The sequence below is a fragment of the Pectobacterium carotovorum genome, assembly GCF_900129615.1.
Taxonomy (GTDB): Bacteria; Pseudomonadota; Gammaproteobacteria; order Enterobacterales; family Enterobacteriaceae; genus Pectobacterium; species Pectobacterium carotovorum.
Genome location: NZ_FQWI01000008.1, coordinates 1 through 26780 on the forward strand (window position 1 = coordinate 1; position 26780 = coordinate 26780).

At 51.9% G+C, this 26780-nt stretch carries 29 protein-coding genes; 10 read left to right on the forward strand and 19 right to left on the reverse strand.

What is annotated here, in order from left to right; all coding sequences use genetic code 11:
• From BUB06_RS15695 to BUB06_RS15730, 8 genes are all read right to left on the reverse strand, one after another.
• Positions 1-227 (reverse strand): GTP-binding protein (locus BUB06_RS15695; RefSeq protein WP_236737958.1); only part of this gene is annotated, 227 nt, incomplete at its 3' end.
• A gap of 69 nt (positions 228-296) precedes the next feature.
• A complete protein-coding gene (gene fusA / locus BUB06_RS15700) occupies positions 297-2411 on the reverse strand; it encodes an elongation factor G (protein ID WP_010296974.1) in 2115 nt (704 codons plus the stop codon).
• A 96-nt stretch (positions 2412-2507) separates the two neighbouring features.
• Positions 2508-2978 (reverse strand): 30S ribosomal protein S7, encoded by a 471-nt coding sequence (rpsG, locus tag BUB06_RS15705; RefSeq protein WP_009111198.1) that lies wholly within the window; start codon positions 2976-2978, stop codon positions 2508-2510.
• A gap of 96 nt (positions 2979-3074) precedes the next feature.
• Positions 3075-3449, reverse strand: a complete 375-nt coding sequence (gene rpsL, locus BUB06_RS15710) for a 30S ribosomal protein S12 (RefSeq protein ID WP_005969567.1) — start codon at positions 3447-3449, stop codon at positions 3075-3077.
• A gap of 131 nt (positions 3450-3580) precedes the next feature.
• On the reverse strand, positions 3581-3868 hold the full coding sequence (tusB, locus tag BUB06_RS15715) for a sulfurtransferase complex subunit TusB (RefSeq protein ID WP_039473940.1): 288 nt from the start codon (positions 3866-3868) through the stop codon (positions 3581-3583).
• A gap of 17 nt (positions 3869-3885) precedes the next feature.
• The gene (tusC, locus tag BUB06_RS15720; RefSeq protein ID WP_039473943.1) at positions 3886-4245 is read right to left on the reverse strand and encodes a sulfurtransferase complex subunit TusC; all 360 of its coding nucleotides are present in this window, start codon (positions 4243-4245) and stop codon (positions 3886-3888) included.
• A gap of 9 nt (positions 4246-4254) precedes the next feature.
• Positions 4255-4644, reverse strand: coding sequence for a sulfurtransferase complex subunit TusD (tusD, locus tag BUB06_RS15725; protein ID WP_039473946.1), 390 nt, complete (start codon positions 4642-4644; stop codon positions 4255-4257).
• A complete protein-coding gene (locus BUB06_RS15730) occupies positions 4644-5366 on the reverse strand; it encodes a helix-turn-helix transcriptional regulator (RefSeq protein WP_010296984.1) in 723 nt (240 codons plus the stop codon). The genes tusD and BUB06_RS15730 overlap by 1 nt, the downstream gene beginning before the upstream one ends.
• Before the next feature lie 178 nt (positions 5367-5544).
• Between BUB06_RS15730 and eptA the strand changes: the two genes are divergently transcribed.
• The 3 genes from eptA to pmrB are packed head-to-tail and all read left to right on the forward strand — an operon-like array spanning position 5545 to position 8947.
• A complete protein-coding gene (gene eptA / locus BUB06_RS15735) occupies positions 5545-7191 on the forward strand; it encodes a phosphoethanolamine transferase EptA (protein WP_039473948.1) in 1647 nt (548 codons plus the stop codon).
• A complete protein-coding gene (gene pmrA / locus BUB06_RS15740; RefSeq protein ID WP_010296993.1) occupies positions 7188-7856 on the forward strand; it encodes a two-component system response regulator PmrA in 669 nt (222 codons plus the stop codon). The genes eptA and pmrA overlap by 4 nt, the downstream gene beginning before the upstream one ends.
• Positions 7853-8947 carry a two-component system sensor histidine kinase PmrB gene (pmrB, locus tag BUB06_RS15745; protein ID WP_039473953.1) on the forward strand — a complete coding sequence of 365 codons (1095 nt, stop codon included), beginning with the start codon at positions 7853-7855 and terminating at the stop codon, positions 8945-8947. Before pmrA ends, pmrB begins: the two co-directional genes overlap by 4 nt.
• A gap of 88 nt (positions 8948-9035) precedes the next feature.
• On the opposite strand, the gene glyA is transcribed toward pmrB, so the two are convergent.
• Positions 9036-10307: a serine hydroxymethyltransferase gene (gene glyA, locus BUB06_RS15750; RefSeq protein WP_039473955.1), complete on the reverse strand. Its 1272-nt coding sequence runs from the start codon at positions 10305-10307 to the stop codon at positions 9036-9038.
• A 35-nt stretch (positions 10308-10342) separates the two neighbouring features.
• Positions 10343-11155: a YggS family pyridoxal phosphate-dependent enzyme gene (locus BUB06_RS15755; protein WP_039473958.1), complete on the reverse strand. Its 813-nt coding sequence runs from the start codon at positions 11153-11155 to the stop codon at positions 10343-10345.
• 103 nt (positions 11156-11258) lie between these two features.
• Here BUB06_RS15755 and pdxR point away from each other — a divergent pair, with 103 nt between their 5' ends.
• A complete protein-coding gene (gene pdxR, locus BUB06_RS15760; protein ID WP_039473960.1) occupies positions 11259-12752 on the forward strand; it encodes a MocR-like pyridoxine biosynthesis transcription factor PdxR in 1494 nt (497 codons plus the stop codon).
• A 136-nt stretch (positions 12753-12888) separates the two neighbouring features.
• Here the strand turns inward: pdxR and fkpA are convergent, their stop codons facing one another.
• Positions 12889-13707 (reverse strand): FKBP-type peptidyl-prolyl cis-trans isomerase, encoded by an 819-nt coding sequence (gene fkpA / locus BUB06_RS15765; RefSeq protein WP_039474310.1) that lies wholly within the window; start codon positions 13705-13707, stop codon positions 12889-12891.
• Between the two features lie 282 nt (positions 13708-13989).
• Between fkpA and BUB06_RS15770 the strand changes: the two genes are divergently transcribed.
• A complete protein-coding gene (locus BUB06_RS15770; protein ID WP_010277499.1) occupies positions 13990-14208 on the forward strand; it encodes a protein SlyX in 219 nt (72 codons plus the stop codon).
• Between the two features lie 99 nt (positions 14209-14307).
• Here the strand turns inward: BUB06_RS15770 and slyD are convergent, their stop codons facing one another.
• From slyD to kefG, 4 genes are all read right to left on the reverse strand, one after another.
• Positions 14308-14904 carry a peptidylprolyl isomerase gene (slyD, locus tag BUB06_RS15775; protein ID WP_039473963.1) on the reverse strand — a complete coding sequence of 199 codons (597 nt, stop codon included), beginning with the start codon at positions 14902-14904 and terminating at the stop codon, positions 14308-14310.
• A gap of 120 nt (positions 14905-15024) precedes the next feature.
• Positions 15025-15219 (reverse strand): YheV family putative zinc ribbon protein, encoded by a 195-nt coding sequence (locus BUB06_RS15780; protein WP_039473966.1) that lies wholly within the window; start codon positions 15217-15219, stop codon positions 15025-15027.
• Positions 15220-15281: 62 nt separating this feature from the next.
• Positions 15282-17093 carry a glutathione-regulated potassium-efflux system protein KefB gene (kefB, locus tag BUB06_RS15785; RefSeq protein ID WP_010297021.1) on the reverse strand — a complete coding sequence of 604 codons (1812 nt, stop codon included), beginning with the start codon at positions 17091-17093 and terminating at the stop codon, positions 15282-15284.
• Position 17094: 1 nt separating this feature from the next.
• Positions 17095-17646 carry a glutathione-regulated potassium-efflux system ancillary protein KefG gene (gene kefG / locus BUB06_RS15790; protein WP_039473970.1) on the reverse strand — a complete coding sequence of 184 codons (552 nt, stop codon included), beginning with the start codon at positions 17644-17646 and terminating at the stop codon, positions 17095-17097.
• A gap of 125 nt (positions 17647-17771) precedes the next feature.
• Here kefG and BUB06_RS15795 point away from each other — a divergent pair, with 125 nt between their 5' ends.
• Positions 17772-19685 carry an ABC transporter ATP-binding protein gene (locus BUB06_RS15795; protein WP_039473982.1) on the forward strand — a complete coding sequence of 638 codons (1914 nt, stop codon included), beginning with the start codon at positions 17772-17774 and terminating at the stop codon, positions 19683-19685.
• 61 nt (positions 19686-19746) lie between these two features.
• On the opposite strand, the gene BUB06_RS15800 is transcribed toward BUB06_RS15795, so the two are convergent.
• Entirely contained in the window at positions 19747-20349 is a 603-nt protein-coding gene (locus BUB06_RS15800; RefSeq protein ID WP_039473985.1) for a LysE family translocator, read from the reverse strand.
• Positions 20350-20455: 106 nt separating this feature from the next.
• Here BUB06_RS15800 and BUB06_RS15805 point away from each other — a divergent pair, with 106 nt between their 5' ends.
• The 3 genes from BUB06_RS15805 (at position 20456) to BUB06_RS15815 (ending at position 22724) form a co-directional block, all read left to right on the forward strand.
• The gene (locus BUB06_RS15805) at positions 20456-21496 is read left to right on the forward strand and encodes a hydrolase (RefSeq protein ID WP_039473988.1); all 1041 of its coding nucleotides are present in this window, start codon (positions 20456-20458) and stop codon (positions 21494-21496) included.
• Entirely contained in the window at positions 21493-21729 is a 237-nt protein-coding gene (locus BUB06_RS15810; RefSeq protein ID WP_039473991.1) for a YheU family protein, read from the forward strand. Before BUB06_RS15805 ends, BUB06_RS15810 begins: the two co-directional genes overlap by 4 nt.
• 125 nt (positions 21730-21854) lie before the next feature.
• Complete coding sequence (locus tag BUB06_RS15815; RefSeq protein ID WP_010297039.1) at positions 21855-22724, forward strand: phosphoribulokinase; 870 nt, start codon at positions 21855-21857, stop codon at positions 22722-22724.
• A 112-nt stretch (positions 22725-22836) separates the two neighbouring features.
• Here BUB06_RS15815 and BUB06_RS15820 read toward each other — a convergent pair whose 3' ends face one another.
• Positions 22837-23244: an OsmC family protein gene (locus BUB06_RS15820; protein ID WP_039473993.1), complete on the reverse strand. Its 408-nt coding sequence runs from the start codon at positions 23242-23244 to the stop codon at positions 22837-22839.
• A 373-nt stretch (positions 23245-23617) separates the two neighbouring features.
• Here BUB06_RS15820 and crp point away from each other — a divergent pair, with 373 nt between their 5' ends.
• Complete coding sequence (crp, locus tag BUB06_RS15825; RefSeq protein WP_004090925.1) at positions 23618-24250, forward strand: cAMP-activated global transcriptional regulator CRP; 633 nt, start codon at positions 23618-23620, stop codon at positions 24248-24250.
• Positions 24251-24408: 158 nt separating this feature from the next.
• Here crp and argD read toward each other — a convergent pair whose 3' ends face one another.
• Together argD and BUB06_RS15835 are read right to left on the reverse strand one after the other, a co-directional pair.
• On the reverse strand, positions 24409-25635 hold the full coding sequence (gene argD / locus BUB06_RS15830; protein ID WP_039473995.1) for a bifunctional acetylornithine/succinyldiaminopimelate transaminase: 1227 nt from the start codon (positions 25633-25635) through the stop codon (positions 24409-24411).
• A gap of 119 nt (positions 25636-25754) precedes the next feature.
• Positions 25755-26330 carry an aminodeoxychorismate synthase component II gene (locus BUB06_RS15835; RefSeq protein ID WP_039473997.1) on the reverse strand — a complete coding sequence of 192 codons (576 nt, stop codon included), beginning with the start codon at positions 26328-26330 and terminating at the stop codon, positions 25755-25757.
• Between the last annotated feature and the right edge of the window lie 450 nt (positions 26331-26780).

Here is a 26780-nt window from a genome sequence, read left to right on the forward strand (position 1 = left end):
TGGCGAGACGGGGTATCGTATTCAACGTGAGACGTGTTGATGGTGATACCACGTGCTTTTTCTTCTGGTGCGTTATCGATCTGGTCGAATGCACGTGCGTTACCACCGTAGGTTTTAGCCAGAACGGTAGTGATTGCAGCAGTCAGAGTAGTTTTACCATGGTCAACGTGGCCGATAGTACCGACGTTAACGTGGGGTTTTGTACGTTCAAATTTTTCTTTAGACACGGCGATATTCCTTACTCAAATGCTCTCCCCCTATGGAGAGAGCACGGGATTTTGTTTTAACCCTGAGGCTTATTTACCACGGGCTTCAATTACGGCCTGAGCAACGTTGTTAGGCGCATCATCGTACTTCAGGAACTCCATGGAGTAAGAAGCACGGCCTTTGGTCAGAGAACGCAGTTGAGTTGCGTATCCGAACATTTCAGACAACGGAACTTCAGCGTGAATCACAACGCCAGTAACGTTAGATTCCTGACCACGCAGCATACCACGACGACGGCTAAGGTCACCGATGACGTCACCAGTGTTCTCTTCCGGCGTTTCAACTTCAACCTTCATGATAGGCTCAAGCAGAACAGGTTTTGCTTTCTTAAAGCCGTCTTTGAAGGCGATAGAAGCAGCCAGTTTAAACGCCAATTCAGAGGAGTCAACGTCATGGAAAGAACCGAAGTGCAGACGCACACCGAGATCAACCACTGGGTAACCAGCCAGCGGACCCGCTTTCAGCTGTTCCTGAATACCTTTATCAACGGCAGGGATGTATTCGCCAGGAATTACACCACCTTTGATGTCGTTGATGAACTCGTAACCTTTCGGATTTGAGCCCGGCTCCAGCGGATACATGTCGATAACAACATGACCATACTGACCACGACCACCAGACTGCTTGGCGTGTTTACCTTCGATATCGGTAACTTTCGCACGAATCGCTTCACGATAAGCAACCTGTGGTTTACCCACGTTCGCTTCAACGTTGAATTCACGCTTCATACGGTCAACGATGATATCGAGGTGCAATTCACCCATACCAGCGATGATAGTCTGGTTAGATTCTTCGTCAGTCCATACGCGGAAAGACGGGTCTTCTTTAGCCAGACGGCCCAATGCCAGACCCATTTTTTCTTGGTCAGCTTTGGTTTTCGGTTCTACCGCGATGGAGATTACCGGCTCAGGGAATTCCATACGTTCCAAAATGATGACGTTATCTGGATCACACAGAGTGTCCCCCGTCGTTACATCTTTCAGACCGATAGCAGCAGCGATATCGCCCGCACGAACTTCTTTGATCTCTTCACGCTTGTTAGCGTGCATCTGAACGATACGACCAAAACGCTCACGTGCTGATTTAACTGGGTTCAGTACGGTGTCGCCGGAGTTAACTACACCAGAGTACACGCGGAAGAACGTCAGGTTACCAACAAACGGGTCGGTAGCAATTTTGAACGCCAGTGCAGCAAACGGCTCTTCATCACTTGCGTGACGCTCAGCCGGCGTGTCTTTACCGTCATCCAAAAGACCATTGATCGCAGGTACGTCAACTGGGGATGGCAGGTAGTCAACTACCGCATCCAGCATCGCCTGAACACCTTTGTTCTTAAATGCAGAACCACAGGTTACCAGGATGATTTCGTTGTTCAGAACGCGCTGACGCAGAGCTTTTTTGATCTCTTCTTCAGTCAGTTCTTCACCACCCAGGTATTTCTCCATCAGCTCTTCAGAAGCTTCTGCTGCGGATTCGATCAGGTTTTGGTGCCATTCTTCAGCCAGATCCTGCATATCAGCTGGGATCTCTTCGTATTCGAAGGTCACGCCCTGATCGGCATCGTTCCAGTTGATGGCTTTCATTTTCACCAGGTCAACAACACCGGTGAAACCTTCTTCAGCACCAATTGCCAGCTGCAGCGGAACAGGGTTCGCGCCCAGACGGGATTTGATCTGACCAACAACTTTCAGGAAATTCGCACCCATGCGGTCCATTTTGTTAACGAACGCAATGCGTGGAACTTTATATTTGTTTGCCTGACGCCATACGGTTTCAGACTGCGGCTGAACACCACCAACTGCGCAGTAAACCATTACCGCACCATCCAGTACACGCATGGAACGTTCTACTTCGATAGTGAAGTCAACGTGTCCCGGGGTGTCGATGATGTTTACGCGATGCGGTTCATACTGCTTAGCCATACCAGACCAGAATGCAGTAGTCGCTGCGGAGGTGATAGTAATACCACGCTCCTGCTCCTGCTCCATCCAGTCCATGGTAGCTGCGCCGTCATGAACTTCACCGATTTTATGGTTTACACCAGTGTAGAACAGAATACGTTCGGTAGTAGTGGTTTTACCGGCGTCGATGTGCGCACTGATACCGATGTTACGGTAGCGTGCGATGGGTGTTGTACGAGCCATTTGTATCCTCTATTTACTAGGGCGTTCAATTTAGTTAACCCAAGCGGGTTGGCTATTTTTAGCGCCCGCTTGGTTAGCATGACTACAGCGAAGGGATTACCAACGGTAGTGAGCGAACGCCTTGTTAGCTTCGGCCATACGGTGAACGTCTTCACGTTTCTTAACAGCAGTACCTTTGTTTTCTGCTGCATCAGAAAGTTCGTTCGCCAGGCGCAGAGCCATAGATTTATCACCGCGTTTACGAGCAGCTTCTACGATCCAACGCATTGCCAACGCATTACGACGAACCGGACGGACTTCTACTGGTACCTGATAAGTAGAACCACCAACGCGGCGCGACTTAACTTCGACAGTCGGGCGAACGTTGTCCAGAGCTACTTCAAAAGCTTCCAGATGATCTTTACCAGAACGCTGAGCCAGGGTCTCCAGCGCGGTATAGACGATTGCTTCAGCAGTAGATTTTTTACCATCTACCATCAGGATGTTTACAAATTTGGCCAGCAGTTCTGATCCGAACTTAGGATCCGGCAGAATTTTACGTTGACCAATGACGCGACGACGTGGCATGGAAATACTCCGTTGTTAATTCAGGATTGTCCAAAACTCTACGAGTTTAGTTTGACATTTAAGTTAAAACGTTTGGCCTTACTTAACGGAGAACCATTAAGCCTTTGGCTTCTTCACGCCGTATTTGGAACGGGATTGCTTACGGTCTTTAACACCTGAGCAGTCCAGCGCGCCACGAACGGTGTGGTAACGCACACCTGGCAGGTCTTTAACACGACCGCCACGGATCAGGATCACGGAGTGCTCCTGCAGGTTATGACCTTCACCACCGATATAGGAGGTAACTTCAAAACCGTTGGTTAAACGAACACGACATACTTTACGCAGTGCGGAGTTCGGTTTTTTAGGGGTGGTAGTATATACACGGGTACATACGCCACGTTTCTGCGGGCATGCTTCCAGCGCCGGAACGTTGCTTTTAGCAGCCTTCAGGGAGCGTGGTTTGCGTACCAGCTGGTTAATCGTTGCCATTCAAAAAGCTCCTGGGTTTTGCTTCGTAAACACGTAATAAATCGCCTCATGTTTGCGCAAGGCAAAGTATGAGGACGCAGAATTTTAGGGCTGGCAGTGGAAGGAGTCAAGAAATATACAAAAATTCGGCGTTACCACGCGAGTTGCTGCGGGTGCTCCACTGTCAGTTGAACAAACTGATTATAGTCAATGAGTGTCACATTGTTTGAAATTTGTTCAGTCATTCCTCTTGCCGCCGTATCAGGCTGGAGCGCATAGAGAAGAACCGCTGAATCAAGAAGACGCTGAATAATATCTCCACCAGCCAGCGCAGCGATAACACCGTCTTGCAATAAGACCAACGCATCACCCTGCCCCACACTGCGCAAAAGTGCATCCAGGTCAACGTGATAAGGAGAACGTGAGAGCGTATGCAGCATAAAGGGGAAATCCGTCGCTAGAATGAAAGGATGGAATGATAATCGGCCAGCTTACTGCGCCATGCTTGCGGCGCTAATAGTTCGACATCCAAAACCCAGTCTGTCTCTATACTCAGCCCACGCTGACGCACAGATGTCTCGCACAGATAGCAACATTCAATATCGTACAATGGCAGCACACCAAACGTTGCGATGTAATTACGCATCAAAATCTTTTCCGGCTGTTGATGCGGCAGCAGTTGCAGTACGCCATCACCAATAAAAAATACGCCAATCTCTTCCGTCAGTGCTGACATCGCCAATAGCGCATCCAGCCCTTCCCGCCCGGAAGCACTCCCATGTGGAGCATGCGTAAAAACAAATGCGACTCGCTTCATAACGCTACCTTAAAACTGAATGACCCGATCGCAGGTCAGCACCGATTGCGCCAGTTCACCTAACCCGCTCAGAACAAAGCCGGGTTGCAGATTCGCTCCCGCAAGATTGAGCTGAGCGGCTTGCTGCGCGTCGGTCACGCCCCGCCGCAGCGCCGCGGCAACGCAGACATTCAGCGCTACCTGATGCGTTTCACCCAACTGCTGCCAGGCGCGTACAAGATCAAACTCATCATTAGCGGGGGACGTTAGCTGGTTGGCATTTAGCACGCCTTCCCGATAGAAGAACACACTTTTCAGCCTGTGCCCTTCAGCCAACAGCGCCTGTGCAAACTGCAACGCACTGCTCGCTTGCTGTGTGCCATAAGCCGGGCCTGTCACCAGCAAACAGTAATTCAGCATTAACGTTCGTGCCCGCTGAAGTCGCCGCTTTTGAATTGACGAATATAAAGATAGACCGTGTGTTTGGAGATATTGAGGCGTTCGGCGACCTGGTTGATGGCGTCTTTAATATCGAAGATGCCTTTCTCATACAGGCTCAGTACGATTTGGCGATTTTTCGCATTATTGGAGACGTTGCGATCCGCATTGACTTCCTCAATAGAGAATTCCAGCGTTTGTGCCACGAGATCATCAACGGATGACGCAAAGTTAACGGAAGAGGCGGCATCATGCGTTTCAGGTGGAATAAAGGTCTGCACGATTTGGGAAAAAGGTACATCCAGATTCATGTTGATACACAGCAGCCCAATCACGCGCTGATCGCGATTACGGATCGCAATCGTCACTGACTTCATCAACACGCCGCTTTTTGCCCGGGTAAAATAGGCTTTCGACACGCTGCTATCTTCACCTGCCATGTCATGCAGCATGCGCAATGCAAGATCCGTAATCGGCGAGCCAATCTTCCTACCAGTATGTTCCCCATTCGCAATACGCACAGCGGAACATTTAAGATCCTCAAGCGAGTGCAACACAATCTCACAATGCTCGCCAATCAACATGGCCAAGCCATCAACCACCGCTTCATACGATTTCAGGATCTCATAGTCCGTTTGACTGAAAGGACGTTCATCCAGCAAATCAAGCTCATAAGATTCGCCAGATACAAGCGAATTAGACATGGCAGACACCACCCTCAACGTCATCTATTTATTTTGTATTGACAGGGGACACAGTCTAGCAAATGTCCACACTCGCGTCCCTGAATTTAACGGGCTACCTCTTAAGGTTGTATTAATTTAACCCCGCTAGAGTCAGCGTCTTCTTTCCTCTCCATCATGGAAATAACGAGAGACGTGTATGAAAAAACTAATACCGATGGGTAGACCACACGTGAGCAGCATCACGTTCGTGCTGATATTTTCTGCCTTTATTACTCTGGTTCAGAACATCGCCTACTACCGCCAGACGCTGCAACTGCTGGACACGACAAACTGGATCAATATTCCTTTCTTTCTCAGCATGCCCGTTGTGATTTTCGCGGTGCTGAATATTATTTTCACACTGCTGGCAGTACCTTATCTGCGTAAGGCCGTCATTGTTTTCTTCCTGCTGTCCGGTGCCGCCGTGCAATACTTTATGCTGAACTACGGCATCATCATTGACCGGACCATGATCCAAAATATTGTGGAGACGACGGCCAGCGAGTCCTTTTCACTGCTTACGCCGCAGCTTGTCGCCTGGGTATTCTTTATTGGCGTCATTCCTGCTGCACTCGCCATGTGGATAAAAATAAAGCCCGCCAAGCCGACAACGCTCTATATTGGCATGCGCTTTCTCAGCGTCATTATTTCGTTATTCGCCATTTTATCTGTCGCGGCATTCTTTTATAAAGATTACGCATCGTTCATGCGTAATAACAAAGAGTTGGTCAAAGCGATTACGCCCAGCAATATTGTGGCGGCCAGCTTGTCCTACCATAAACATAGTGTGCTGGCTAATTTGCCTCTGGAACAAATTGGTCTGGATGCCCATAAAGTGCCGTCACCGTCCCCAACGGCAAAAAAGAACCTGGTTATTCTGGTCGTAGGTGAAACCTCGCGAGCGCAAAACTTTTCGCTGGGAGGCTACGGGAAAGAGACCAATCCGCTGCTGGCGAAAGACAACGTTATCTATTTTGAAAACACGTCATCGTGTGGCACCTCAACGGGCGTTTCCGTTCCCTGCATGTTTTCCAACATGCCGCGCCAAAGTTTTAACGGCGATTTAGCCAGCCATCAGGAAGGGCTGCTGGATATATTACAACGGGCAAAAGTTAACGTGCTCTGGCAGGAAAATGATGGCGGCTGCAAAGATGCCTGTACACATGTGCCAACGGTTGATGTGACATCGCTGAAACTGCCGGGACTATGCACCAACGGCGAATGCCACGATGAAGCGTTATTCCACGGCGTCGAAGACTATATTAATAAGCTCGATAACGACGGAATTATCGTATTACATACGATAGGCAGCCACGGCCCGAGTTATTACCAGCGCTATCCTGACGCCTTTAAGAAATTTACCCCAACGTGTGATACCAATCAGATTCAAACCTGTACGCAGGAAGCGCTGACCAACACATATGACAATACGATCCTGTATGTCGATTTTGTTCTGGATAAAGCGATCAATTTATTGAAACAGCATCAGGATAAATTTAATACGTCGCTGGTTTACCTGTCTGACCACGGCGAATCGTTAGGGGAAAACGGCATCTACCTGCATAGCATGCCCTACTCTATTGCGCCGAAGCAGCAAACGCATGTGCCGATGTTGATGTGGTTATCAACGGGTTATCAGCAACAGCAAGCCATTCAGGACACCTGCCTGCACCAGAACGCGAAACAGCTGGATTACTCGCAAGATAATCTTTTCCATACCATACTGGGGATGTTTACTATCGCCACGAAAGAATATCAGCCTCAGCTCGATATCCTTCAGCCGTGCAGGGATAAGGCAACATGAAATTATTGATTGTTGAAGACGATAAGCTGTTGCAGGAAGGATTATTATTGGCGTTGAGTCACGAAGGTTATGCCTGCGATTGTGCAGGCACGGCCAAAGAAGCGGACGCGCTCATCAGCAGCGCGCATTACAGTCTGGTTATTCTCGATCTTGGCCTACCAGATGAAGATGGGCTCACCTTGCTGTCACGCTGGCGTAAGAATCATTACCAGCATCCCGTACTCATCTTAACCGCACGGGATAAGGTAAACGACCGCGTCAGCGGGCTGGATGTCGGCGCAGACGATTACCTTGCCAAGCCTTTCGCTCTGACGGAATTACAGGCGCGCGTACGCGCGCTGATTCGCCGCAATCAGGGTTCAAGCAACAGCAAAATACAGGTCGACAACATTACGCTGGATTTAAACAATCAACAGGTGTTGCTGGATGACAAGCCAGTGGTGCTGACGCCGAAAGAGTTTGCGATACTGTCCCGCCTGGTGCTGAAAGCCGGCTCTCAGGTACATCGTGAGGTTCTGCATCAGGATATTTATGCCTGGAACGATGACCCGTCTTCCAACTCACTGGAAGTGCATATCCACAATCTGCGTCACAAGATAGGGAAAGACCGCATCCGAACCCTGCGAGGTTTTGGCTATCTGCTGACTAAAGGCGAACAACCATGAAGAGCGATGCCGACACCGTCACCAGCATGCGCCGTCGTTTGGTGCTGGCACTGGGCGGCATCCTGCTCGTCTGTCAGATGATTAGCGTATTCTGGCTTTGGCACGAAAGCGAAGAGCAGATCAGCCTACTGGTTGATAAATCCCTAAGCGCCAGCGCCCAGAACATGCAGATCGACCAAGAGATTAATGAGGCGATCGCCTCGCTCAGTATCCCAAGTCTGGTAATGGTCATTCTGACATTGCTCATGTGCTTTCAGGCGGTCAGTTGGATCACGCGTCCGCTTTCCCGCCTACAGGAAGAATTGCAGGATCGGACGGCGGAAAACCTGGAGCCGCTGCCACAGCAGAGTGACATTAAAGAAATCGCTGCTGTCACCCATACTATCAACCAGCTTTTTCAACGTCTGGACGAAACGTTGAAACGCGACAGGCAGTTTACTGCGGATGTCGCACATGAATTACGGACTCCACTATCCGGTATTCGACTACACCTCGAACTGCACCAGCAACAACATCAGATTGACTGTAGTTCGCTCATCAAACGCATTGATAAGATGGTGAAAACAGTGGAACAACTTTTGCTGCTTGCACGTGTCGGGCAAGAGTTTTCAGCGGGCCATCAGCAAAATGTCGCACTCCTGAAAGACGTCATTTTTCCTATGCAGGATGAACTGGCCGAGATGCTGCAAAAGCGTGAGCAGACGCTGAAATGGGTATTACCGCCAGAAGATATCACTCTGCGTGGTGATGCCACGCTGCTCCAGTTACTGCTACGCAACCTGGTAGAAAACGCCTATCGCTATAGCCCGGAAGCCAGCCAGATCACCGTAAGCCTGAGCACACTGCAACATATTGAACTACAGGTTGAGGATGAAGGGCCGGGGATCGACGAAAGCAAGGTCGGTGAATTGAGTAAGGCGTTCGTTCGCATGGACAGTCGCTATGGCGGTATCGGTCTCGGGCTAAGTATCGTGACGCGCATTGCTCAGTTGCACGATGGAAAATTTTTCCTCTGCAACCGACCGCAACGCTCCGGTGCACTCGCTCGCGTGGTGCTCACCGCCCCTGACGAATCCCCTTATGAGGCCTGAAGAACAAACCTAGCGAGTCTACGCCGAATAACACAGATATACGGCACATCCATGTGCACGAAACGCCTATGTCTTAAAACCCTATGCCCTATCGATACACAGGATAACGATGGCACAGCGCGACCACCAGCTTGCGAACCCGATCGCGCATCGCCGTTAATTCCTCATTCCCAATACTCAGTGCATCCAGCACGTCACATAGCCACCCCGCCAGTTGCTCACACTCCGCGACACCGAAACCGCGCGTCGTCACAGCTGGCGTACCAATACGCAGGCCCGAGGTAACAAAAGGCGAACGTGGGTCGTTAGGCACCGAATTCTTATTTGCCGTGATATAAGCCTCGCTCAGCGCAGCATCGGCATCCTTACCGGTATACGGCTTGTCGGACAGGTCGATCAGCAGCAAGTGGTTGTCGGTGCCACCAGAGACGATCTTGTAACCACGCTGCTGGAGGATACGCGCCATTGCCCGGGCATTGGCCACCACTTGACGTTGATAAACCGTGAACTCAGGGCGTAACGCTTCCTTGAAGGCTACCGCTTTAGCCGCAATGATATGCATCAACGGGCCACCTTGAATGCCGGGGAACACGGCGGAATTCAGCTTTTTGTAAAAATCCTCGCTCTGCCCCTTGGCCAAAATAATCCCACCGCGCGGGCCGCGCAGGGTCTTATGGGTGGTACTGGTCACGACATGTGCGTGAGGGAGCGGGTTCGGGTATTCACCTGCGGCCACCAAACCTGCAACATGCGCCATATCCACCCAAAAGATCGCGCCCACCTTGTCAGCAATCGCGCGCATCCGCGCCCAGTCCTTGTGACGTGAATAGGCGGAGAACCCGCCTATCAGCATTTTTGGCCGGGTTTCCAAGGCAATACGTTCCATTTCGTCGTAGTCGATAAGCCCTGTTTCAGGATCAAGCCCATAAGGTACGATCTGGTAGTGACGGCCGGAGAAGTTGGATGGGTTACCGTGGGTCAGATGTCCGCCCTGAGCCAGATTCATCCCCATCACGGTGTCACCCGGGTTAGTCAATGCCAGAAACACGGCAGCATTAGCCTGAGCACCGGCATGGGGCTGGACGTTGGCATAATCACAGTCAAACAGCACTTTAGCTCGCTCGATAGCCAGACGTTCGGCTACGTCTACATACTCGCAGCCGCTGTAGTAGCGCTTGCCGGGGTAACCTTCTGCATATTTGTTGGTGAACACGGAATTCTGAATCGCCATCACCAGCGGACTGGCATAGTTCTCTGAAGCGATAAGTTCAATATGGGTTTCCTGACGGTGTTCTTCATGCAGAATGGCATCGGCCAACTCGGGGTCAAAATCCGTGAGAGTCAAAGAGGTGTCATACATGGGGCATCATCCTAATACGTTAATCATGGTTTTTTTTAAAGACTTGCTTCTGTGCTGGTTTCATCAGGCCAGTAGTAGCTATCCGGTAGCGGACGGGCGCCAAAGATAGCCTGACCGACGCGTACGACGGTGGCGCCTTCCTCAATGGCTATTTCAAAATCGCCGGACATTCCCATGGATAATTCATCCAGCTCGATGCCGACAGGGGCGTTTTGCTGCAATTTATCGCGTAGGTTACGCAGTCGGATGAAACACTGGCGCACGCGTTCAGCCTCGCTGGAGAACAACGCCAGCGTCATGAGCCCGCGCACACGTAGCATAGGGAATGCAGGAAGAGCCTGAATAAAAGTGGGTACGTCTTCAGGAGACAGGCCGTACTTACTGGCCTCACCGGAGGTATTAACCTGCACGAATACATCCAGAGAACGTCCTTCAACGTGTAAGCGGCGATCCAACGCTTCAGCCAGCCGCAGGCTGTCCAACGCTTGAAATTCGGTAGCAAAGCGTGCCACCAGCTTAGCCTTGTTGGTTTGCAGATGACCAATGACCGACCACTGTAAGTCGGCTAAGTCCTGCATAGCTTCCCATTTGCGGTACGCCTCCTGCACCTTGTTCTCGCCCAATATCCGGCAACCTGCCGTATGGGCCATACGCAGGCGACTTTCCGGTTTAGTTTTGCTGACTGGCAGCAGTCGCACTGTTGCAGGATCGCGGCCGACGCGGTGACAGGCCGCCGCGATGCGCATCTGTACCGCCGCCAGATTAAGTTGGAAATCCTCAACTGTGGCAGCTTCGGGATAACGACCGTGGCTGTCGTGGCAGGTAGGTGTATCGGAAGGTATCGGCATCAGCTTAACTCCTGATGAAGAGGATGAATGGATTGTGAAACGTATTTATAGATTTAAAATAGCCGGATGTTCCCCACCATTTTTTTGATAATAGGCAGACCAATTGTTCAAACATGCCCAGCTTGAATCTGTCAAAGCCTGGATTGGCGATCCCGCACACGGTGCTTTACCCCTGCACGCCCGTATCCAGCGAGCTATTCGTCAGTTAATCCTCGATGGCATTCTCGACGTGGGAAAATCCTTACCCGCCTCACGCACGCTGGCGACATCACTCGGGGTTTCACGTGATACGGTCGAATCGGCTTACAGTCAGCTTCATGCAGAAGGGTTCATTGAGCGTCGTGTTGGCAGCGGCAGTTTCGTGTCGGAACGGGCAAAGCGTCGGTCAGGACGTGGCAAAGCCCGGAAAGCAGGAGATAGCAAAGCAGAACTGCGCCTCAGCCAACGTGGCAGCGCCATGTTCCAGAATGGCGGTGTACGTGATTTCATCGTACCGCGAGCGTTCGCGCCCGGCGTGCCGGAAACACGTAATTTTCCTCTCCAAACATGGGAACGATTGGAACGGCAGGTGCTAAAAGAATATGGCACTCAGGCACTGCTGCACAGCCCACCGCAGGGTATGGAAGCGCTGAGACACGCCATCGCAGACTATGTCAATCTTGAACGAGGAGCCCGTGCCACACCCGATCGTGTGTTGGTGTTGACCAGCTCCCAGCAAGCATTAACTCTCTGCGCGAATGTGCTGATGGATGCTGGCGATCGGATCTTCCTTGAAGATCCCGTGTACCACGGCGCACGCAAGGCTTTCGAGGCTGCCGGGCTCGCGTGCGTACCGATACCGTTAGATACCGATGGCTTGCAGGTCGAACGCCTGCTTGAAGCAAGCAGCGACCATCACACGCCCGCCAAAGCCGTATTCCTGACGCCATCACACCAGTTTCCAACCGGTGCGACGCTGGCGCTAGATCGAAGGCTAGCCGTTATCGAATGGGCGCGGCAGCACCAAAGCTGGATTATTGAAGACGACTACGACAGCGAGTTTCACTACGCGGGCAAACCCACTGCCTGCGTGCAGGGGCTCGACCCCCACGATCGTACGATCTACATCGGCACCTTCACCAAATCACTGTTTCCTGGCCTGCGCATCGGCTACATGATACTCCCGCAGCCACTGGTTGCTCCGATGACCGTGGGCCGCACGCTGATGGATGGGCACAGTGCGCCCATTCCACAACTCACGCTGGCTCGTTTTATCGAAGGTGGACACTTCGGTGCCCATGTCCGCACGATGCGCACCATTTACGCGGAACGGCGCGATGTGCTGGCACGGCTGGTACGCCAGCATCTTACTGACTTCGTAGAGCCACGTGTGCCAACCGGAGGCATGCAGATGCCCTGTGTCTTTATCCGTGACATCCCTGAGCACGACGCGGTGGAATCTGCACGCCGAGCCGGGATCGATCTGCTGGGGCTGACAGCGCTGTATGCGTCGGGCCACCATAAAGCAGGCTTCCTCATGGGGTTTGCTGCACACGCCCCGCATGAACTGGAAGCGGCGGTCAAGACGTTGGCGAAGGTACTACGCGCGCTGTGCTGATGATGGGTCGCGGTGGTGGATAACAGATAGGTGCCGTCACGGTTAACAGGAAAGGGATTCAATCGCAGGGAAGTGATGGTGAAACAAAAAAAACCGCAGGCCAGTGCCTGCGGTCATATTACTACTATCGAGATGCTTACTTAGCGGCTTTCTCTTCGGCTGCTGGTTTTTCAGCTTTCGCATCATCCGCTGCTTTCAGGTCAGCTTCAGATTTAATGTCCAACAGTTCAACGTCAAACACCAGCGTGGAGTTAGCTGGAATGCCAGGCACGCCATTTTCGCCATAGGCCAGTGCTGGTGGGATAGCCAGCTTGATTTTACCGCCTTTCTTAACGTGCTTCAGACCTTCAGTCCAGCCTGGGATCACGCCGTCCAGACGGAAAGAAAGTGGCTCACCGCGTTTGTAGGAGTTGTCGAACTCGCTACCGTCAACCAGCGTACCTTTGTAGTTAACGACTACGGTATCGCTGTCTTTCGGCGCTTTGCCGCTACCCTCTTTCTCAACCTGATACAGAAGGCCAGATTCAGTTTTCTTCACGCCTTTTTCTTTGGCGAAGGACTCAAGATACTTGGCGCCTTTATCCGCGTTATCTTTCGCATCTTGCTTCATCTTGGCTTCAGCTGCGGCTTTCACTTTACCTTCAAAGCCTTGCAGCGTTTTCTCGATTTCTTCGTCAGTCAGCTTACTCTTATCAGCAAAGGCATCCTGAACACCAGCAATCAGCTGATCCTTATCCAGTTTGATACCTAATTTTTCTTGCTCTTTCAGAGAGTTATCCATGTAACGCCCTAAAGATGCACCTAACGCATAAGCCGCTGCCTGCTCATCGTTCTTGAATTTGGCTGCCGCAGTGGTGTCAGATGCCTGCGCTTTATCTGCCGCCAGAGCCTGGCCTGCGTTCAGAGCCAGAGCCATCGTTGTTGCTAACAGCGTTACTTTAAACAGTGATTTCATCCATTTCTCCAGCATCTGGAGCGACGCGCTCCAGCCATCATTAAAATAAATTCGCGCCTACTATAACTGTGCGGACGAAGACAACACAACGACGCACGCGACAATCCTTTGATAAAAAACGTCAGGAAGCTTTTCCGACATCATTTGTATCGTCCTAAAGCCTTCTGGCAACGATTTGCCCCAATCCGGATAGTGCATTGCGCCCTACTGCGACCGTTTTTACTACCAGAAGTTTCCGCTTTCTGACAAACTCGCGGGTAACAAGAAGTAAGGGGAACACCGATGTCACCATCAGCACTTGAAGAACGGCTTGAACAGTTGGAAAGCCGACAGGCCTTTCAGGAATTAACCATAGAAGAGCTTAACCAAACGGTTATTCAACACGAGCGGGAAATTAGCCGCCTGCGTGAACATGTCCGTCTACTCACCGATCGGCTGCGCAGCCAGCAAACCTCGCTTGTCGCCCCCCAGTCGGAAGAAACGCCGCCGCCGCATTACTGAGAGCGGCTCCGCTATACTGGCGCTCACCAAAGCCCAGATATAAAAAAACCTCAGGTGATCTTCATCAACCTGAGGTTTTTTTTATGCGCTACGACTAAATTAGTGGCAGCCGCATCCACCGTTGCCGCCGCAGCCGCCTTTACCGTGCTGGTGACCGTGACCGTGACCGTGATCGTGGTCGTGATCATGGCCATGACCGCCACAGCAGCCGTCGCCGTGTTCATGATCGTGTTCGCCGTGAACGTGACCGTGCGCCAGCTCTTCTTCCGTCGCTTCGCGGATAGCAACAACTTCAACGTTGAAGCTCAGGTTTTGACCTGCCAGCATGTGGTTGCCGTCGACAACAACGTGGTCGTCTTCAACTTCGGTGATTTCAACTGGTACTGGACCCTGATCGGTCTCAGCCAGGAAACGCATGCCAACCTGCAGCTCGTCAACGCCCATAAAGACATCTTTCGGTACGCGCTGAACCAGATTTTCATCATAGTTGCCGTAAGCGTCGCTGGAACCAATGTTCACATCAAACTTCGCGCCAGCTTCACGGCCTTCCAAGGCTTTTTCCAAACCAGAAATCAGGGAACCGTGACCATGCAGATAGTCCAACGGCGCGCTCACCGGAGACTCATCAACCAACACACCGTCTTCTGTACGTACCTGATAGGCCAGGCTGACCACCAGATCTTTTGCTACTTTCATGATATCTCCTACCGTTGGAAATCAAACTGGCGCAAATTGTAGCTGAAAAATATCCCTATGTACCGTCTGGAATCAAAAAACGTCAACGGTTGGCGACAATGCCACCACGATACTCATCCCTCATTCTGGCCGGAAGATCCCGATAATCTCGTTAGCCTGTGGGATGGGTGCCGTCGTGGGCTCATCTGCCTGACTCTGGCGATATCCGCACTTCACACACACCACCACCTCGACATCATCCTCTCGTCCAACCGCCAGCGTATCCTGAGCCTGACACGTCGGGCACACGGCCCCTGCAATAAAGCGTTTACGCATGATAACTCCAATTCATCGCCGTTCTAAAACCTAGAACCTATTTCAATAGGCATTATTGGCTCTTACTCGTCGTCTTCATCCCACACACTCGGCCGACGGCGCTCGCGCAGCATTTCCCGCTGGAAAATATCCTCCAGCTCACGGCGAGCCTCTTTCACACGGGAGATTTGTGCGACATCCCCCGTCAACTGCGGCATCAACTCACGCAGCATGCGCATATCCAGACGGCGGAAATGCTGTTGTGCACGCATCGCCTGATGGGGGTGCATGCCCACCGTCACCAGCGTTTTCCGCCCTAGTTCCAGCGCGCTGGAAAAAGTTTCGCGCGAGAAATGTTTTACGCCTGTCTGTAACAGCTCATGAGCTTCAACACGCCCGCGTGCCCGCGCCAGAATCTCCAGGTTTGGAAAGTGTTGCTGGCAGAGATGCACAATCTCCATCGTATCTTCCGGCGCATTACAGGTGATCACAATGGAGCGCGCTTTATCCGCCCCCGCCGAGCGCAGCAGTTCCAGCTCCGTGGCATCACCATAATAAACCTTATAACCATAGCTGCGCATCAGGCTCACGGCGCTGATGTCACGCTCCAGAACGGTAATCCGCATTTTGTTCGCCATTAATAAGCGGCCAATCACCTGCCCGAAACGCCCGAAGCCCACCACGATCACCTGCGGCTCATCATCCTCGACATACGGTTTCTCATCCGGCACATCCTGCACGTTGTAACGGCGTACCAGAATGCGGTCGATTAACTGCATCAGCAGCGGCGTCGTCATCATTGATAGCGTCACCGTCACCAGCAACAGCGGCAGTTGCTCACCCTTCAATACGTTGAATGAAGCCGCAGCGGAAAACAGGACGAAAGCGAACTCGCCGCCCTGACTCAGCACCCCGGCAAACTGCAAGCGCTCGGAGCGGCGCATACGATTAATCCGCGCAAGGAAATACAGTACAGCCGCTTTCACCGCCACCAGCACCAATACCGCAACCATAATCTTCACGATGTGGGTGTAGAGGATCCCGAGATTCAGCGCCATTCCTACAGAGATAAAGAACAGGCCAAGCAGCAAACCTTTGAACGGCTCAATAGCGATTTCCAGTTCATGCCGATATTCGCTTTCCGCCAGCAGAATACCGGCGATAAAGGTGCCTAACGCCATGGAAAGCCCTAATGCTTCCATAAACAGCGCAGAGCCGAGCACCAGCAACAGCGCGGCGGCGGTGAACACCTCGCGCACGCCGGATGCCGCAATAAAACGGAACAGCGGACGCACCAGATAGCGGCCGCCGATTAACATGCCGAGAAACGCAGCGACCTTAAGGCCAATCCGTTCCCAATCGCCGAAATCACCCTGCACACCAGCCAGAATCGGAATCAGCGCCAGCGCAGGGATAACGGCCAAATCCTGAAACAGCAGAACGGAGAAACCTAATTGCCCCGATTCATTGCGGTTCATGCCCTTTTCGCGCATCAGTTGCAGCGCCATAGCCGTTGACGACATCGCCAGCCCCACGCCACCAATCAGCGCGGACTGCCACGAGAAGTCCGTCAGATACAAGGCTCCGCCTAAAATCAGCGCACTCAGGCCGACCTGCGCGGCCCCCACGCCAAAGATCGAGCGGCGCAGCGTCCAGAGCTTGGAGGGATTCAACTCCAGACCGATGATGAACATCAGGAAAACGACACCCAGCTCCGAGAAATGCAGGATGGCTTCCACATCACGGATAAAGCCAAGCCCCCACGGGCCAATAGCGATCCCGGCGATCAAATAGCCCAGTACGGCACCAATTCCTAATCGGGCAGCAATCGGTACGGCTACGACCGCCACAAATAAAAACAAGACTCCGGCGGTCAGTAGCGCGGAACTCTCCATATTAGCGTTCCTCTTCAGGTAAAGGGGAGGATAGCCATTCACCGTAAGCTTTGGCTTGACTCGACAACACATCGGGCTGTAACCGACGCGCCCAGTAAACAATCATGGGATGCATCCAATGCATACGGCACATTGCTGCCGTTAGCTCAAACGGGCGTAGCAAATCTTCCATCGGGTAGCGATTGCTCCCGTCGGGATGGTACGCATCTTCCGGCTCACCGGTCGTAATCACCGAGCGCCAGTATTTACCCGCCAGCGCATTACCGCCGATCCCATTGGCAAAACCACGGGATAACACCCTATCGAGCCACTCTTTCAGTAAAGCCGGACAGCTGTAGGTATAAAACGGATGTTGGAAAACAATGACCTGATGCTCACGCAGCAGTTGTTGTTCGTGATGAATATCGATAAAAAAATCAGGATAGTGTGCGTAAAGATCGTGCACGGTTACATTCGCCAACTGCTGAGCCGGTTGCAATAAGATCCGGTTTGCTACCGAGTCCTGTGGTTCCGGATGGGCATACAGCAGCAAAATCTTCGGTGGCTGCGACATCATTCCCCTCCAAAGCGTCGTCATAATAATCGTTTTCCGTTACCATGCAGCGCAACGACTAAAAACAGGACACCGCGTGTCCTGAGATGTCCATAATTTAACATACTCTGAACATACGGCGCTTTATGATTGTTTTCTCTTCGCTGCAAATTCGACGTGGTGTACGCGTTCTGATCGACAACGCGACAGCAACGGTTAATCCCGGCCAGAAAGTCGGCCTGGTTGGCAAGAACGGCTGTGGTAAATCTACGCTGCTGTCATTACTAAAAGGTGAAATCAGCGCCGACGGTGGCAGCGCAACATTCCCGCAAAACTGGTCACTGGCGTGGGTTAATCAGGAAACCCCCGCGTTGGATAAACCCGCGCTGGACTACGTGATTGACGGCGACCGCGAATTTCGCCAACTGGAAGCCGCGTTGCAGACCGCCAACGAAGAGAACGACGGTAACGCGATTGCCACGCTGCACGGCAAGCTGGATGCCATCCAAGCCTGGACGATTCAGGCCAGAGCATCAAGCCTGCTCAATGGGCTAGGATTTTCTCAGTCACAGTTACAACAGCCCGTCAGCGCCTTTTCCGGCGGCTGGCGGATGCGTCTGAATCTGGCACAGGCGCTGATCTGTCGTTCAGATCTGCTGTTGCTGGATGAACCGACCAACCACCTCGATCTGGATGCGGTTATCTGGCTGGAAAAGTGGCTGAAAAACTACGCTGGCACGCTGGTACTGATCTCGCACGACCGCGATTTCCTCGATCCGGTCGTGACCAAGATTCTGCACATCGAACAGCAGTCGCTCAACGAGTACACCGGTAACTATTCTTCGTTTGAACGCCAGCGCGCTACTCGCCTCGCACAGCAGCAATCGCTCTATGAACACCAGCAGGAGCGTGTCGCGCACCTGCAACACTACATTGACCGCTTCCGCGCGCAGGCGACCAAAGCCAAGCAGGCGCAAAGCCGGATAAAAATGCTGGAACGCATGGAGATGATTGCGCCAGCGCATGTCGATAACCCTTTCCGTTTCAGCTTTCGCGCCCCGGAGTCGCTGCCAAATCCACTCATGAAGATGGAAAAGGTCAGCGCAGGCTATAACGACAAGCTAATTCTGGAATCGATCAAACTTAATTTAGTGCCGGGTTCCCGCATTGGGCTGCTCGGCCATAACGGCGCGGGTAAATCCACGCTGATCAAGCTGCTTGCTGGCACGCTCGCCCCACTGAAAGGGGAAATTGGGCTGGCGAAAGGCGTGAAGCTCGGTTACTTCGCTCAGCACCAGTTAGAGTTTCTACGTGCGGACGAATCACCCTTGCAGCATCTGGTACGTCTGGCAGAGCGGGAAACAGAACAGCAGCTACGCGACTACCTTGGAGGCTTCGGTTTTCAGGGCGACAAAGTCACGGAGATCACCGAGCGCTTCTCCGGTGGCGAAAAAGCCCGTCTGGTACTGGCACTGATCGTCTGGCAGCGCCCGAACCTCCTACTGCTCGACGAACCAACCAACCACCTCGATCTGGATATGCGTCAGGCACTGACCGAAGCGTTAATCGATTTTGAAGGCGCGCTGGTTGTCGTCTCGCACGATCGACACCTGATCCGTTCTACTACGGACGATCTCTATCTGGTACACGACCAGAAAGTAGAACCGTTCGATGGCGATTTAGAAGACTACCAGCAGTGGCTGGTCGGCCTGCAACGTCAGGAAAACGCGGCCGATGAAACGCCAAAAGAAAACACCGCCAACAGTGCGCAGGGCAGAAAAGATCAGAAACGCCGCGAAGCCGAGTTGAGAACGCAAACGCAGCCGCTGCGCAAACAGATAACCAAGCTTGAACAGCAGATGGAAAAGCTGGGGGAAACGCTGGCGGCGCTTGAAGCTCGGCTGGCGGACAGCGCCATCTATGACATCAGCCGCAAGGCCGAGCTCACCGACTGCCTGCAACAACAAACCAAAGTCAAAATCGCGCTGGAAGAAACGGAAATGTCTTGGCTGGACGCTCAGGAACAGCTAGAGCAGATGATACAGAGCGATTCGCTTTAAGATTTGTGTCCTGAAAGGCATAGCGAGCGGAAAGCCGCTCGCTATGCTCGTGAACGAAGCCTTAATGCCAAATCAACAGCACGCAGGCGGCGGTCAGCAATCCCATTGACACATTGAAGATAATCCACGCTTTCTTACTGCGCAGCAGTCGCCCAATCATCGTACCAAACCCGAGCCAGATGACACCGGACACCAGATTGACCAACACAATCCCGATGCTTATCGCGATCACGGACTGGTTATAGCCTTCCCCCGCCAGACTAAAGCTGGCAACCGCCCCCAGCGCCATGAGCCACGCTTTCGGATTCAGGAATTGCAGCAACCACCCTTGATAAAACCGGATCGGCTGGGGCGGCGCAGCGGACGTTTCCAGCCGTTCATAAGCCGCCGTGGCGATTTTCCACGCCAGCCAGAGCAGATAGGCACTGCCGAGGACTTTCAGGATAAAATGCAGCGAAGGGTAAATCAGAATCAAACCACCAACACCGAATGCCACCAGCAGCAAAATACTCTGCATGCCCAGCATGATGCCAACCATTAGCCACAGTGAACGCATAAAGCCAAAATTCGCGCCCGAGGTAGTCAACAGCATATTGTTCGGCCCCGGTGTGATGGCCGCTACCCACAAAAATCCCAACATCGAAAGAAATAAACTCAGTTCCATGATTTGTGGGCGCTCCTGACCCAAATGTCGTACCAACTGGCAGCATTGAAGCTAACAGTGTGATATTGATCGTACAAGAGTCGACAACAAGATTTCCATATCCTTTATGCATAATCACTTTCGTCCGCTGAGCGGCGCCCATAACCCACATCTGCAAACGCTATTGCCGCGTCTGATTCGCCGTCACGCGCAGTTCTCGCCAGTCTGGCAGCCACTTGAATTACCGGACGGCGATTTCGTCGATCTAGCGTGGAGCGAAGCTCCTGAACAGGCTCGGCACAAACCGCGCGTGGTGCTGTTCCACGGGCTGGAAGGCAGCTTTCATAGCCCGTACGCCCACGGCCTTCTACATGCCTGTAAACAGCGCGGCTGGCTGGCCGTCATCATGCATTTCCGCGGGTGCAGCGGAAAACCCAATCGGATGAAGCGTATTTATCATTCCGGCGAAACCAGCGATGCCAGCTATTTTCTGCACTGGATGCAAGAGACGCTGGGCAATGCGCCTACCGCCGCCATCGGCGTGTCTCTCGGCGGCAACATGCTGGCCTACCTGCTCGCTCAGCAAGGCGAAACCTGTTCCCTGTCCGCGGCCGTTATTGTTTCCGCACCACTGATGCTCGAACCCTGTAGCCGTCGGATGGAACAAGGTTTCTCCCGCGTCTACCAGCACTACCTGCTGCGTCTGTTGAAGCAAAACGCCGGCCGCAAGCTGGCGGCTTACCCAGACACGCTGCCGATTCAGTTGCCGCAGTTGAAACGAATCCGCCAGCTACGAGAGTTTGATGACGTCATTACTTCGCGTATCCACGGCTTTCGCGATGCAGCCGACTACTATCGACGCTGTAGCGCTCTGCCACTATTACCTCAGATACGTAAACCGCTGCTCATCATCCATGCGAAGGACGATCCTTTCATGACATCAGAGGTGATTCCCGATCTGTCGCAGTTACCGTCTAATATTGAGTATCAGCTGACGGAACATGGCGGGCATGTCGGCTTCGTCGGGGGAACGTTGCTGAAACCGGAAATGTGGCTGGAACAGCGCATTCCCAACTGGCTTAGCCCATTTTTGGATCAGGCCAGCGACTCTTTTTCTTCAGGAACCGTTTTTACTCAGGAACCCTTTGAATCAGGAAACATAGCGTGATTATTCCCTGGCAACAGCTCGATCCAGAAACGCTGGATAACATCATTGAATCTTTCGTCCTGCGGGAAGGCACCGATTACGGCGAACAGGAGCGATCGCTGGCGCAGAAAGTGGAAGATATCCGTAGCCAGCTCCAGTCTGGCGAGGTGGTATTGGTGTGGTCTGAGTTACATGAAACGCTCAATATCATGCCCCGCAACCAGCTCAATGCCAGAGGACATGCCCCTTATTGAGCATGGCGAAAGTCGTGAAAGAACGCGCCAAACATGCTAACAATGATAACTAATTACGTCTTTTTTGAGGATGCGCGCAGGCCTTCGGTCTATGCGAACCTCGCGATCACGGAGTCACGCGCCTTATGTCACATCAGCATCCGATTATTGCGGTTACCGGCTCCAGCGGAGCGGGAACCACAACAACCAGTCTGGCCTTCCGTAAGATTTTCCAGCAGTTTGATCTGCGTGCAGCCCAGTTGGAAGGTGATAGCTTTCACCGCTATACCCGCCCGGAAATGGATATGGCGATTCGTAAAGCACGTGATTCAGGACGCCACATCAGCTATTTCGGCCCGGAAGCGAATGATTTCAGCCTGCTGGAACAGTCGTTTATCGAATATGGCCTGCACGGGCGCGGCCAAACGCGCAAATATCTGCATACCTACGATGAAGCGATTCCCTATAATCAGGTTCCCGGGACGTTCACACCGTGGGAGCCGATGCCGGAACCCACCGACATCCTGTTCTATGAAGGGCTGCACGGCGGCGTGGTCACTGAGCAAAACGACGTGGCACAGCATGTCGATTTGCTCGTCGGCGTGGTGCCAATCGTCAACCTGGAATGGATTCAAAAGCTGATTCGTGACGTCAATGAGCGCGGCCACTCGCGTGAAGCGGTGATGGATTCCGTCGTCCGTTCGATGGAAGACTACATCACCTATATCACGCCACAGTTCTCTCGCACACACATCAACTTCCAGCGCGTGCCTACCGTGGACACCTCCAACCCGTTCGCCGCCAAGTCGATTCCCTCACTGGACGAAAGCTTCGTCGTGATTCACTTTCAGGGATTGGATAATATTGATTATCCCTATCTGCTCGCCATGTTGCAGGGTTCATTTATCTCCCATATCAACACGCTGGTCGTTCCCGGCGGGAAGATGGGGTTGGCGATGGAATTAATCATGGCCCCGCTGGTGCAGCGGTTAATTGAAGGGAAAACCATCGAATGAGCATCGAGATACACGGGCGACCACAGGGGTGAGGCCTCCCTACGGGAACCTCCCCCTGTGTTTCCCCTAATAACGGGCTTAAGTGACCAGAATTAGTGCCCAGAGACAGGGGTTATGCCAGCACTCTAATTTCGTGGCTGTGCGTCACCTCAACGGCTTTGCCCAGCATCAGTGCCACAGAACAGTACTTTTCCGCCGACAGGGCGACAGCTCGCTCGACAGCTTTGTCAGTCAGTCCTTTTCCCGTCACGATAAAATGCAGATTGATGTGGGTAAATAAACGTGGCGCGTCAGACCGACGCTCTGACGTTAATTTCACCTCACAATCCGCCACATCGTTGCGACCTTTTTGCAGAATCGACACCACGTCAATCGCGCTGCATCCTCCTACGGACATCAATACCATTTCCATCGGACTGGGCGCTTTATCGCCAGAATTGCCGTCCATCAATATCTGATGCCCTGATGCGGATTCGCCCAAAAACGTTAAGCCTTCAACCCATTTTACCCGAGCCTGCATGATGCCTCTCCACTAAAAATTTTTTGAAAATTTATATCGTTACTGTACAAAAACCAGCGTTAATCAGAGCTTTGTCATGCTGAAGCGAGACAACACAAGACACATCCTTAAAGCTGTGTTAAAACGAAAATAGAATAGACCTTTTCTGGACAAACCCAGAAACGAAGAAGATGATTACGTGGCCAGATATACCCAGCCACGTTTACGATGCGGCAAGGCAGCAACCGGAAAATCAAGGGTACAGTGGTTCCAGTATATTCCCTGACGTCATTCTGCCTAGAATGAATTTTATTTTTTAGCAGTTAAACACGCCGTACAGGGAACTCTGACCCCTGTAATTTGCGCAGTGAATTACAACAGAGGATGATAGCGAATGGTTCTCGGCAAACCGCAAACAGACCCAACTCTCGAATGGTTCCTTTCCCATTGTCATATTCACAAGTATCCATCGAAGAGCACGCTGATTCACCAAGGTGAAAAAGCAGAAACGCTTTACTACATCGTGAAAGGCTCTGTCGCAGTGCTAATCAAAGATGAAGAAGGCAAGGAAATGATCCTCTCCTACCTCAATCAGGGCGATTTTATCGGCGAGCTCGGCCTGTTTGAAGAAGGTCAGGAACGCAGTGCCTGGGTTCGGGCAAAAACCGCCTGTGAAGTGGCTGAAATTTCTTATAAAAAATTCCGCCAGCTCATCCAGGTTAACCCAGATATTCTCATGCGTCTGTCTGCGCAAATGGCAAGCAGACTTCAGGTTACCTCTGAGAAAGTCGGCAACCTCGCCTTCCTTGATGTGACCGGCCGTATTGCCCAAACCCTACTCAACCTGGCCAAACAACCTGATGCCATGACGCATCCAGATGGCATGCAAATTAAAATTACCCGTCAGGAAATTGGGCAAATCGTTGGCTGCTCGCGTGAAACCGTGGGTCGCATTCTGAAAATGTTAGAAGACCAGAACCTGATCTCTGCACACGGTAAAACGATTGTCGTTTACGGCACTCGCTAAACCCCTGTCGCTGTACCCTACCAATAAAAAAGCGTGAAGCCTCGGCCTCACGCTTTTTTTATGGCGAGCTTCCTGCTCGCCACCCTTCGGGCCGTTGCTAACGCAACGTTGAAAAACGTTCCCTACGTTTTTTTATGGCTGATCTTTTGAGAGCATAATCAGTTTGCTGTGTTAACGACCTGCGCGACAGCTTTGGCGAACTTCGCCATCCCCTGCGCAATATCGTCTTCATCAATGATCAAAGACGGTACAAAGCGGATAACGTTAGGCCCAGCCATCAGCACCATAAGCCCCTGAGCCGTTGCGGCAGCCAGGAACTCGCCCGCGCGACCATGCCATTGCGGTTTCAGTTCTGCGCCCAGCAGCAGCCCCATACCGCGAACCTGTTCGAATACGCCGTACTGCTGATTGATTTTCTCAAGCTCACTGACAAAGCGATCGTGGCGATCCGCAACGCCTGACAACACGTCCGGCGTGTTAATAATATCCAGCGCGGCTTCCGCCACTGCACAGGCCAACGGGTTGCCGCCATAGGTGGTACCGTGTACGCCAACCGTCATGGCCGATGCGATCTCTTCCGTCGTCAGCATCGCGCTAATCGGGAACCCGCCGCCCAATGCTTTAGCCGTTGTGAGAATATCCGGTGTAATACCGTAGTGCATGTAGCTGAATAATTTACCGGTACGCCCCATCCCGCTCTGCACTTCATCAAATACCAGCAGCGCCTTGTGCTGATCGCACAGATCGCGCACACCTTGTAAAAACTCAGGCGTTGCAGGCGTAATCCCGCCTTCGCCCTGAATCGGCTCCAGCACGACCGCACAGGTATGATCGTCCATCACCGCTTTCACCGCAGCCAGATCGTTGAAGGGAACATGGACAATGTCCGCAGGCTTAGGCCCGAAACCATCAGCATATTTAGGCTGTCCACCAACTGAGACGGTGAACAGCGTCCGGCCATGGAACGCATTGTAGAAAGCGATGATCTTGGTTTTATACGGACTGTGGCGTTTAACCGCATAGTGACGCGCCAGCTTAAAGGCGGCTTCGTTAGCCTCAGCGCCGGAGTTAACAAAGAACACGCGATCGGCAAAAGTGGCATCAATCAATTTGCTGGCGAGGCGTAGCGCAGGCTCATTAGTGAAAATATTGCTGGTGTGCCACAGCGTTTCACCCTGCTGCTGCAACGCGCTAACCAGTGCAGGATGGCAGTGGCCCAGCGCCGTGACCGCAATACCGCCGGAGAAATCGATATACTCGCGGCCTTCCTGATCCCAGACGCGGCTCCCTTTACCTTTCACAGGTACAAACTTCGCGGGTGCATAAACCGGCAAAATCACTTTATCGTGAGTATCCCGTGTCACTGCTTTCTGCTCTGCTGCCATTTGCTGCCTCACTCTGCTGTCCATCATGTCGGAATGAAAATATAGTCAATAAATATGCATAAAAAATCAATTTCAGGCAATATTAAATCGGCTACTGAGGAGAATAACTTTTTATATGGCTAAATTTTAAGGAAATTATCCAAAAGCTGATGCCCTTGCTGGCTAAGAATGCTCTCTGGGTGAAACTGCACCCCTTCCAGCGGCAATGTGCGATGGCGGATCCCCATAATCTCATCACGCTTTCCTTCATGTTCGCTCCAGGCCGTGACCTCAAAGCAATCGGGTAGCGAAGCGGAATCAATAATGAGTGAATGATAGCGGGTGACCGTCAAAGGCTGAGCCAGCCCCGTGAAAACCCCCGTATCGCTATGCGCAATCGCAGAGGTTTTCCCATGCATGACCTGCCGTGCTCGCACCACGCGCGCGCCGAACGCCTGCCCCATCGCCTGATGGCCAAGACACACGCCCAGAATAGGCAGTTTATCGGCAAAGTGACGGATAGCAGACAGTGAAATGCCCGCCTCATCCGGCGTACAAGGGCCAGGTGAAATGACCAATCGCTCAGGCGCAAGCCGTTCAATCTCGCGCAGCGTCAGTTCATCATTACGCTTCACCACGACCTGTGCGCCAAGCTCACAAAAGTATTGGTAAAGGTTGTAGGTAAAGGAGTCATAGTTATCGATAATTAGCAGCATAGTCATTGCACTGTGAGTCGGAAAAGCCGTACTAACATACATGAAATCCGGGTCAGGTACCCACCCTCGTCACCATCAAAGACAAAATGGTCGCTCTCGCTGTTTAAGAAATTAGCATGGTAATAATTTTATCGATCACAAATCATTTATTTCATCAGTAAACATCTTTATTAATAGGCCTTATTTATTATCCAAACTCACAGTAAACGATTACCTTGAAATTATTTTTAACAAAAAAAATAATAAACAAAAACCTCCTATGAATTAATTCAGTTTTTTTAAAAGGAAGAAAAGCGAAGGAGGTTATCTCTAAAGTAATATTTTTTGATGACGATCACAATCGCTCAGAAAGCGAATAAACCACGCATATCAAATGGATAAAAAATAAAGAATCCAGATTGAAACAACAAAGATTAAAAAACATAACACCATGAATTTAAATGATTTAAA

What these genes read in the sequence shown, in the direction of transcription:
- pmrA (WP_010296993.1), top strand. Translation starts at nt 7,188, where the DNA reads ATGAAATTATTGATTGTTGAAGACGATAAGCTGTTGCAGGAAGGATTA.
- rpsG (WP_009111198.1), bottom strand. Translation starts at nt 2,978, where the DNA reads ATGCCACGTCGTCGCGTCATTGGTCAACGTAAAATTCTGCCGGATCCT.
- BUB06_RS15795 (WP_039473982.1), top strand. Translation starts at nt 17,772, where the DNA reads ATGATTGTTTTCTCTTCGCTGCAAATTCGACGTGGTGTACGCGTTCTG.
- fusA (WP_010296974.1), bottom strand. Translation starts at nt 2,411, where the DNA reads ATGGCTCGTACAACACCCATCGCACGCTACCGTAACATCGGTATCAGT.
- slyD (WP_039473963.1), bottom strand. Translation starts at nt 14,904, where the DNA reads ATGAAAGTAGCAAAAGATCTGGTGGTCAGCCTGGCCTATCAGGTACGT.
- crp (WP_004090925.1), top strand. Translation starts at nt 23,618, where the DNA reads ATGGTTCTCGGCAAACCGCAAACAGACCCAACTCTCGAATGGTTCCTT.
- tusB (WP_039473940.1), bottom strand. Translation starts at nt 3,868, where the DNA reads ATGCTGCATACGCTCTCACGTTCTCCTTATCACGTTGACCTGGATGCA.
- BUB06_RS15755 (WP_039473958.1), bottom strand. Translation starts at nt 11,155, where the DNA reads ATGCCGATACCTTCCGATACACCTACCTGCCACGACAGCCACGGTCGT.
- BUB06_RS15805 (WP_039473988.1), top strand. Translation starts at nt 20,456, where the DNA reads ATGCATAATCACTTTCGTCCGCTGAGCGGCGCCCATAACCCACATCTG.
- kefB (WP_010297021.1), bottom strand. Translation starts at nt 17,093, where the DNA reads ATGGAGAGTTCCGCGCTACTGACCGCCGGAGTCTTGTTTTTATTTGTG.
- BUB06_RS15820 (WP_039473993.1), bottom strand. Translation starts at nt 23,244, where the DNA reads ATGCAGGCTCGGGTAAAATGGGTTGAAGGCTTAACGTTTTTGGGCGAA.
- argD (WP_039473995.1), bottom strand. Translation starts at nt 25,635, where the DNA reads ATGGCAGCAGAGCAGAAAGCAGTGACACGGGATACTCACGATAAAGTG.
- fkpA (WP_039474310.1), bottom strand. Translation starts at nt 13,707, where the DNA reads ATGAAATCACTGTTTAAAGTAACGCTGTTAGCAACAACGATGGCTCTG.
- BUB06_RS15780 (WP_039473966.1), bottom strand. Translation starts at nt 15,219, where the DNA reads ATGCGTAAACGCTTTATTGCAGGGGCCGTGTGCCCGACGTGTCAGGCT.
- BUB06_RS15815 (WP_010297039.1), top strand. Translation starts at nt 21,855, where the DNA reads ATGTCACATCAGCATCCGATTATTGCGGTTACCGGCTCCAGCGGAGCG.
- eptA (WP_039473948.1), top strand. Translation starts at nt 5,545, where the DNA reads ATGAAAAAACTAATACCGATGGGTAGACCACACGTGAGCAGCATCACG.
- BUB06_RS15730 (WP_010296984.1), bottom strand. Translation starts at nt 5,366, where the DNA reads ATGTCTAATTCGCTTGTATCTGGCGAATCTTATGAGCTTGATTTGCTG.
- tusD (WP_039473946.1), bottom strand. Translation starts at nt 4,644, where the DNA reads ATGCTGAATTACTGTTTGCTGGTGACAGGCCCGGCTTATGGCACACAG.
- pmrB (WP_039473953.1), top strand. Translation starts at nt 7,853, where the DNA reads ATGAAGAGCGATGCCGACACCGTCACCAGCATGCGCCGTCGTTTGGTG.
- kefG (WP_039473970.1), bottom strand. Translation starts at nt 17,646, where the DNA reads ATGTCGCAGCCACCGAAGATTTTGCTGCTGTATGCCCATCCGGAACCA.
- rpsL (WP_005969567.1), bottom strand. Translation starts at nt 3,449, where the DNA reads ATGGCAACGATTAACCAGCTGGTACGCAAACCACGCTCCCTGAAGGCT.
- BUB06_RS15835 (WP_039473997.1), bottom strand. Translation starts at nt 26,330, where the DNA reads ATGCTGCTAATTATCGATAACTATGACTCCTTTACCTACAACCTTTAC.
- glyA (WP_039473955.1), bottom strand. Translation starts at nt 10,307, where the DNA reads ATGTATGACACCTCTTTGACTCTCACGGATTTTGACCCCGAGTTGGCC.
- BUB06_RS15800 (WP_039473985.1), bottom strand. Translation starts at nt 20,349, where the DNA reads ATGGAACTGAGTTTATTTCTTTCGATGTTGGGATTTTTGTGGGTAGCG.
- tusC (WP_039473943.1), bottom strand. Translation starts at nt 4,245, where the DNA reads ATGAAGCGAGTCGCATTTGTTTTTACGCATGCTCCACATGGGAGTGCT.
- BUB06_RS15770 (WP_010277499.1), top strand. Translation starts at nt 13,990, where the DNA reads ATGTCACCATCAGCACTTGAAGAACGGCTTGAACAGTTGGAAAGCCGA.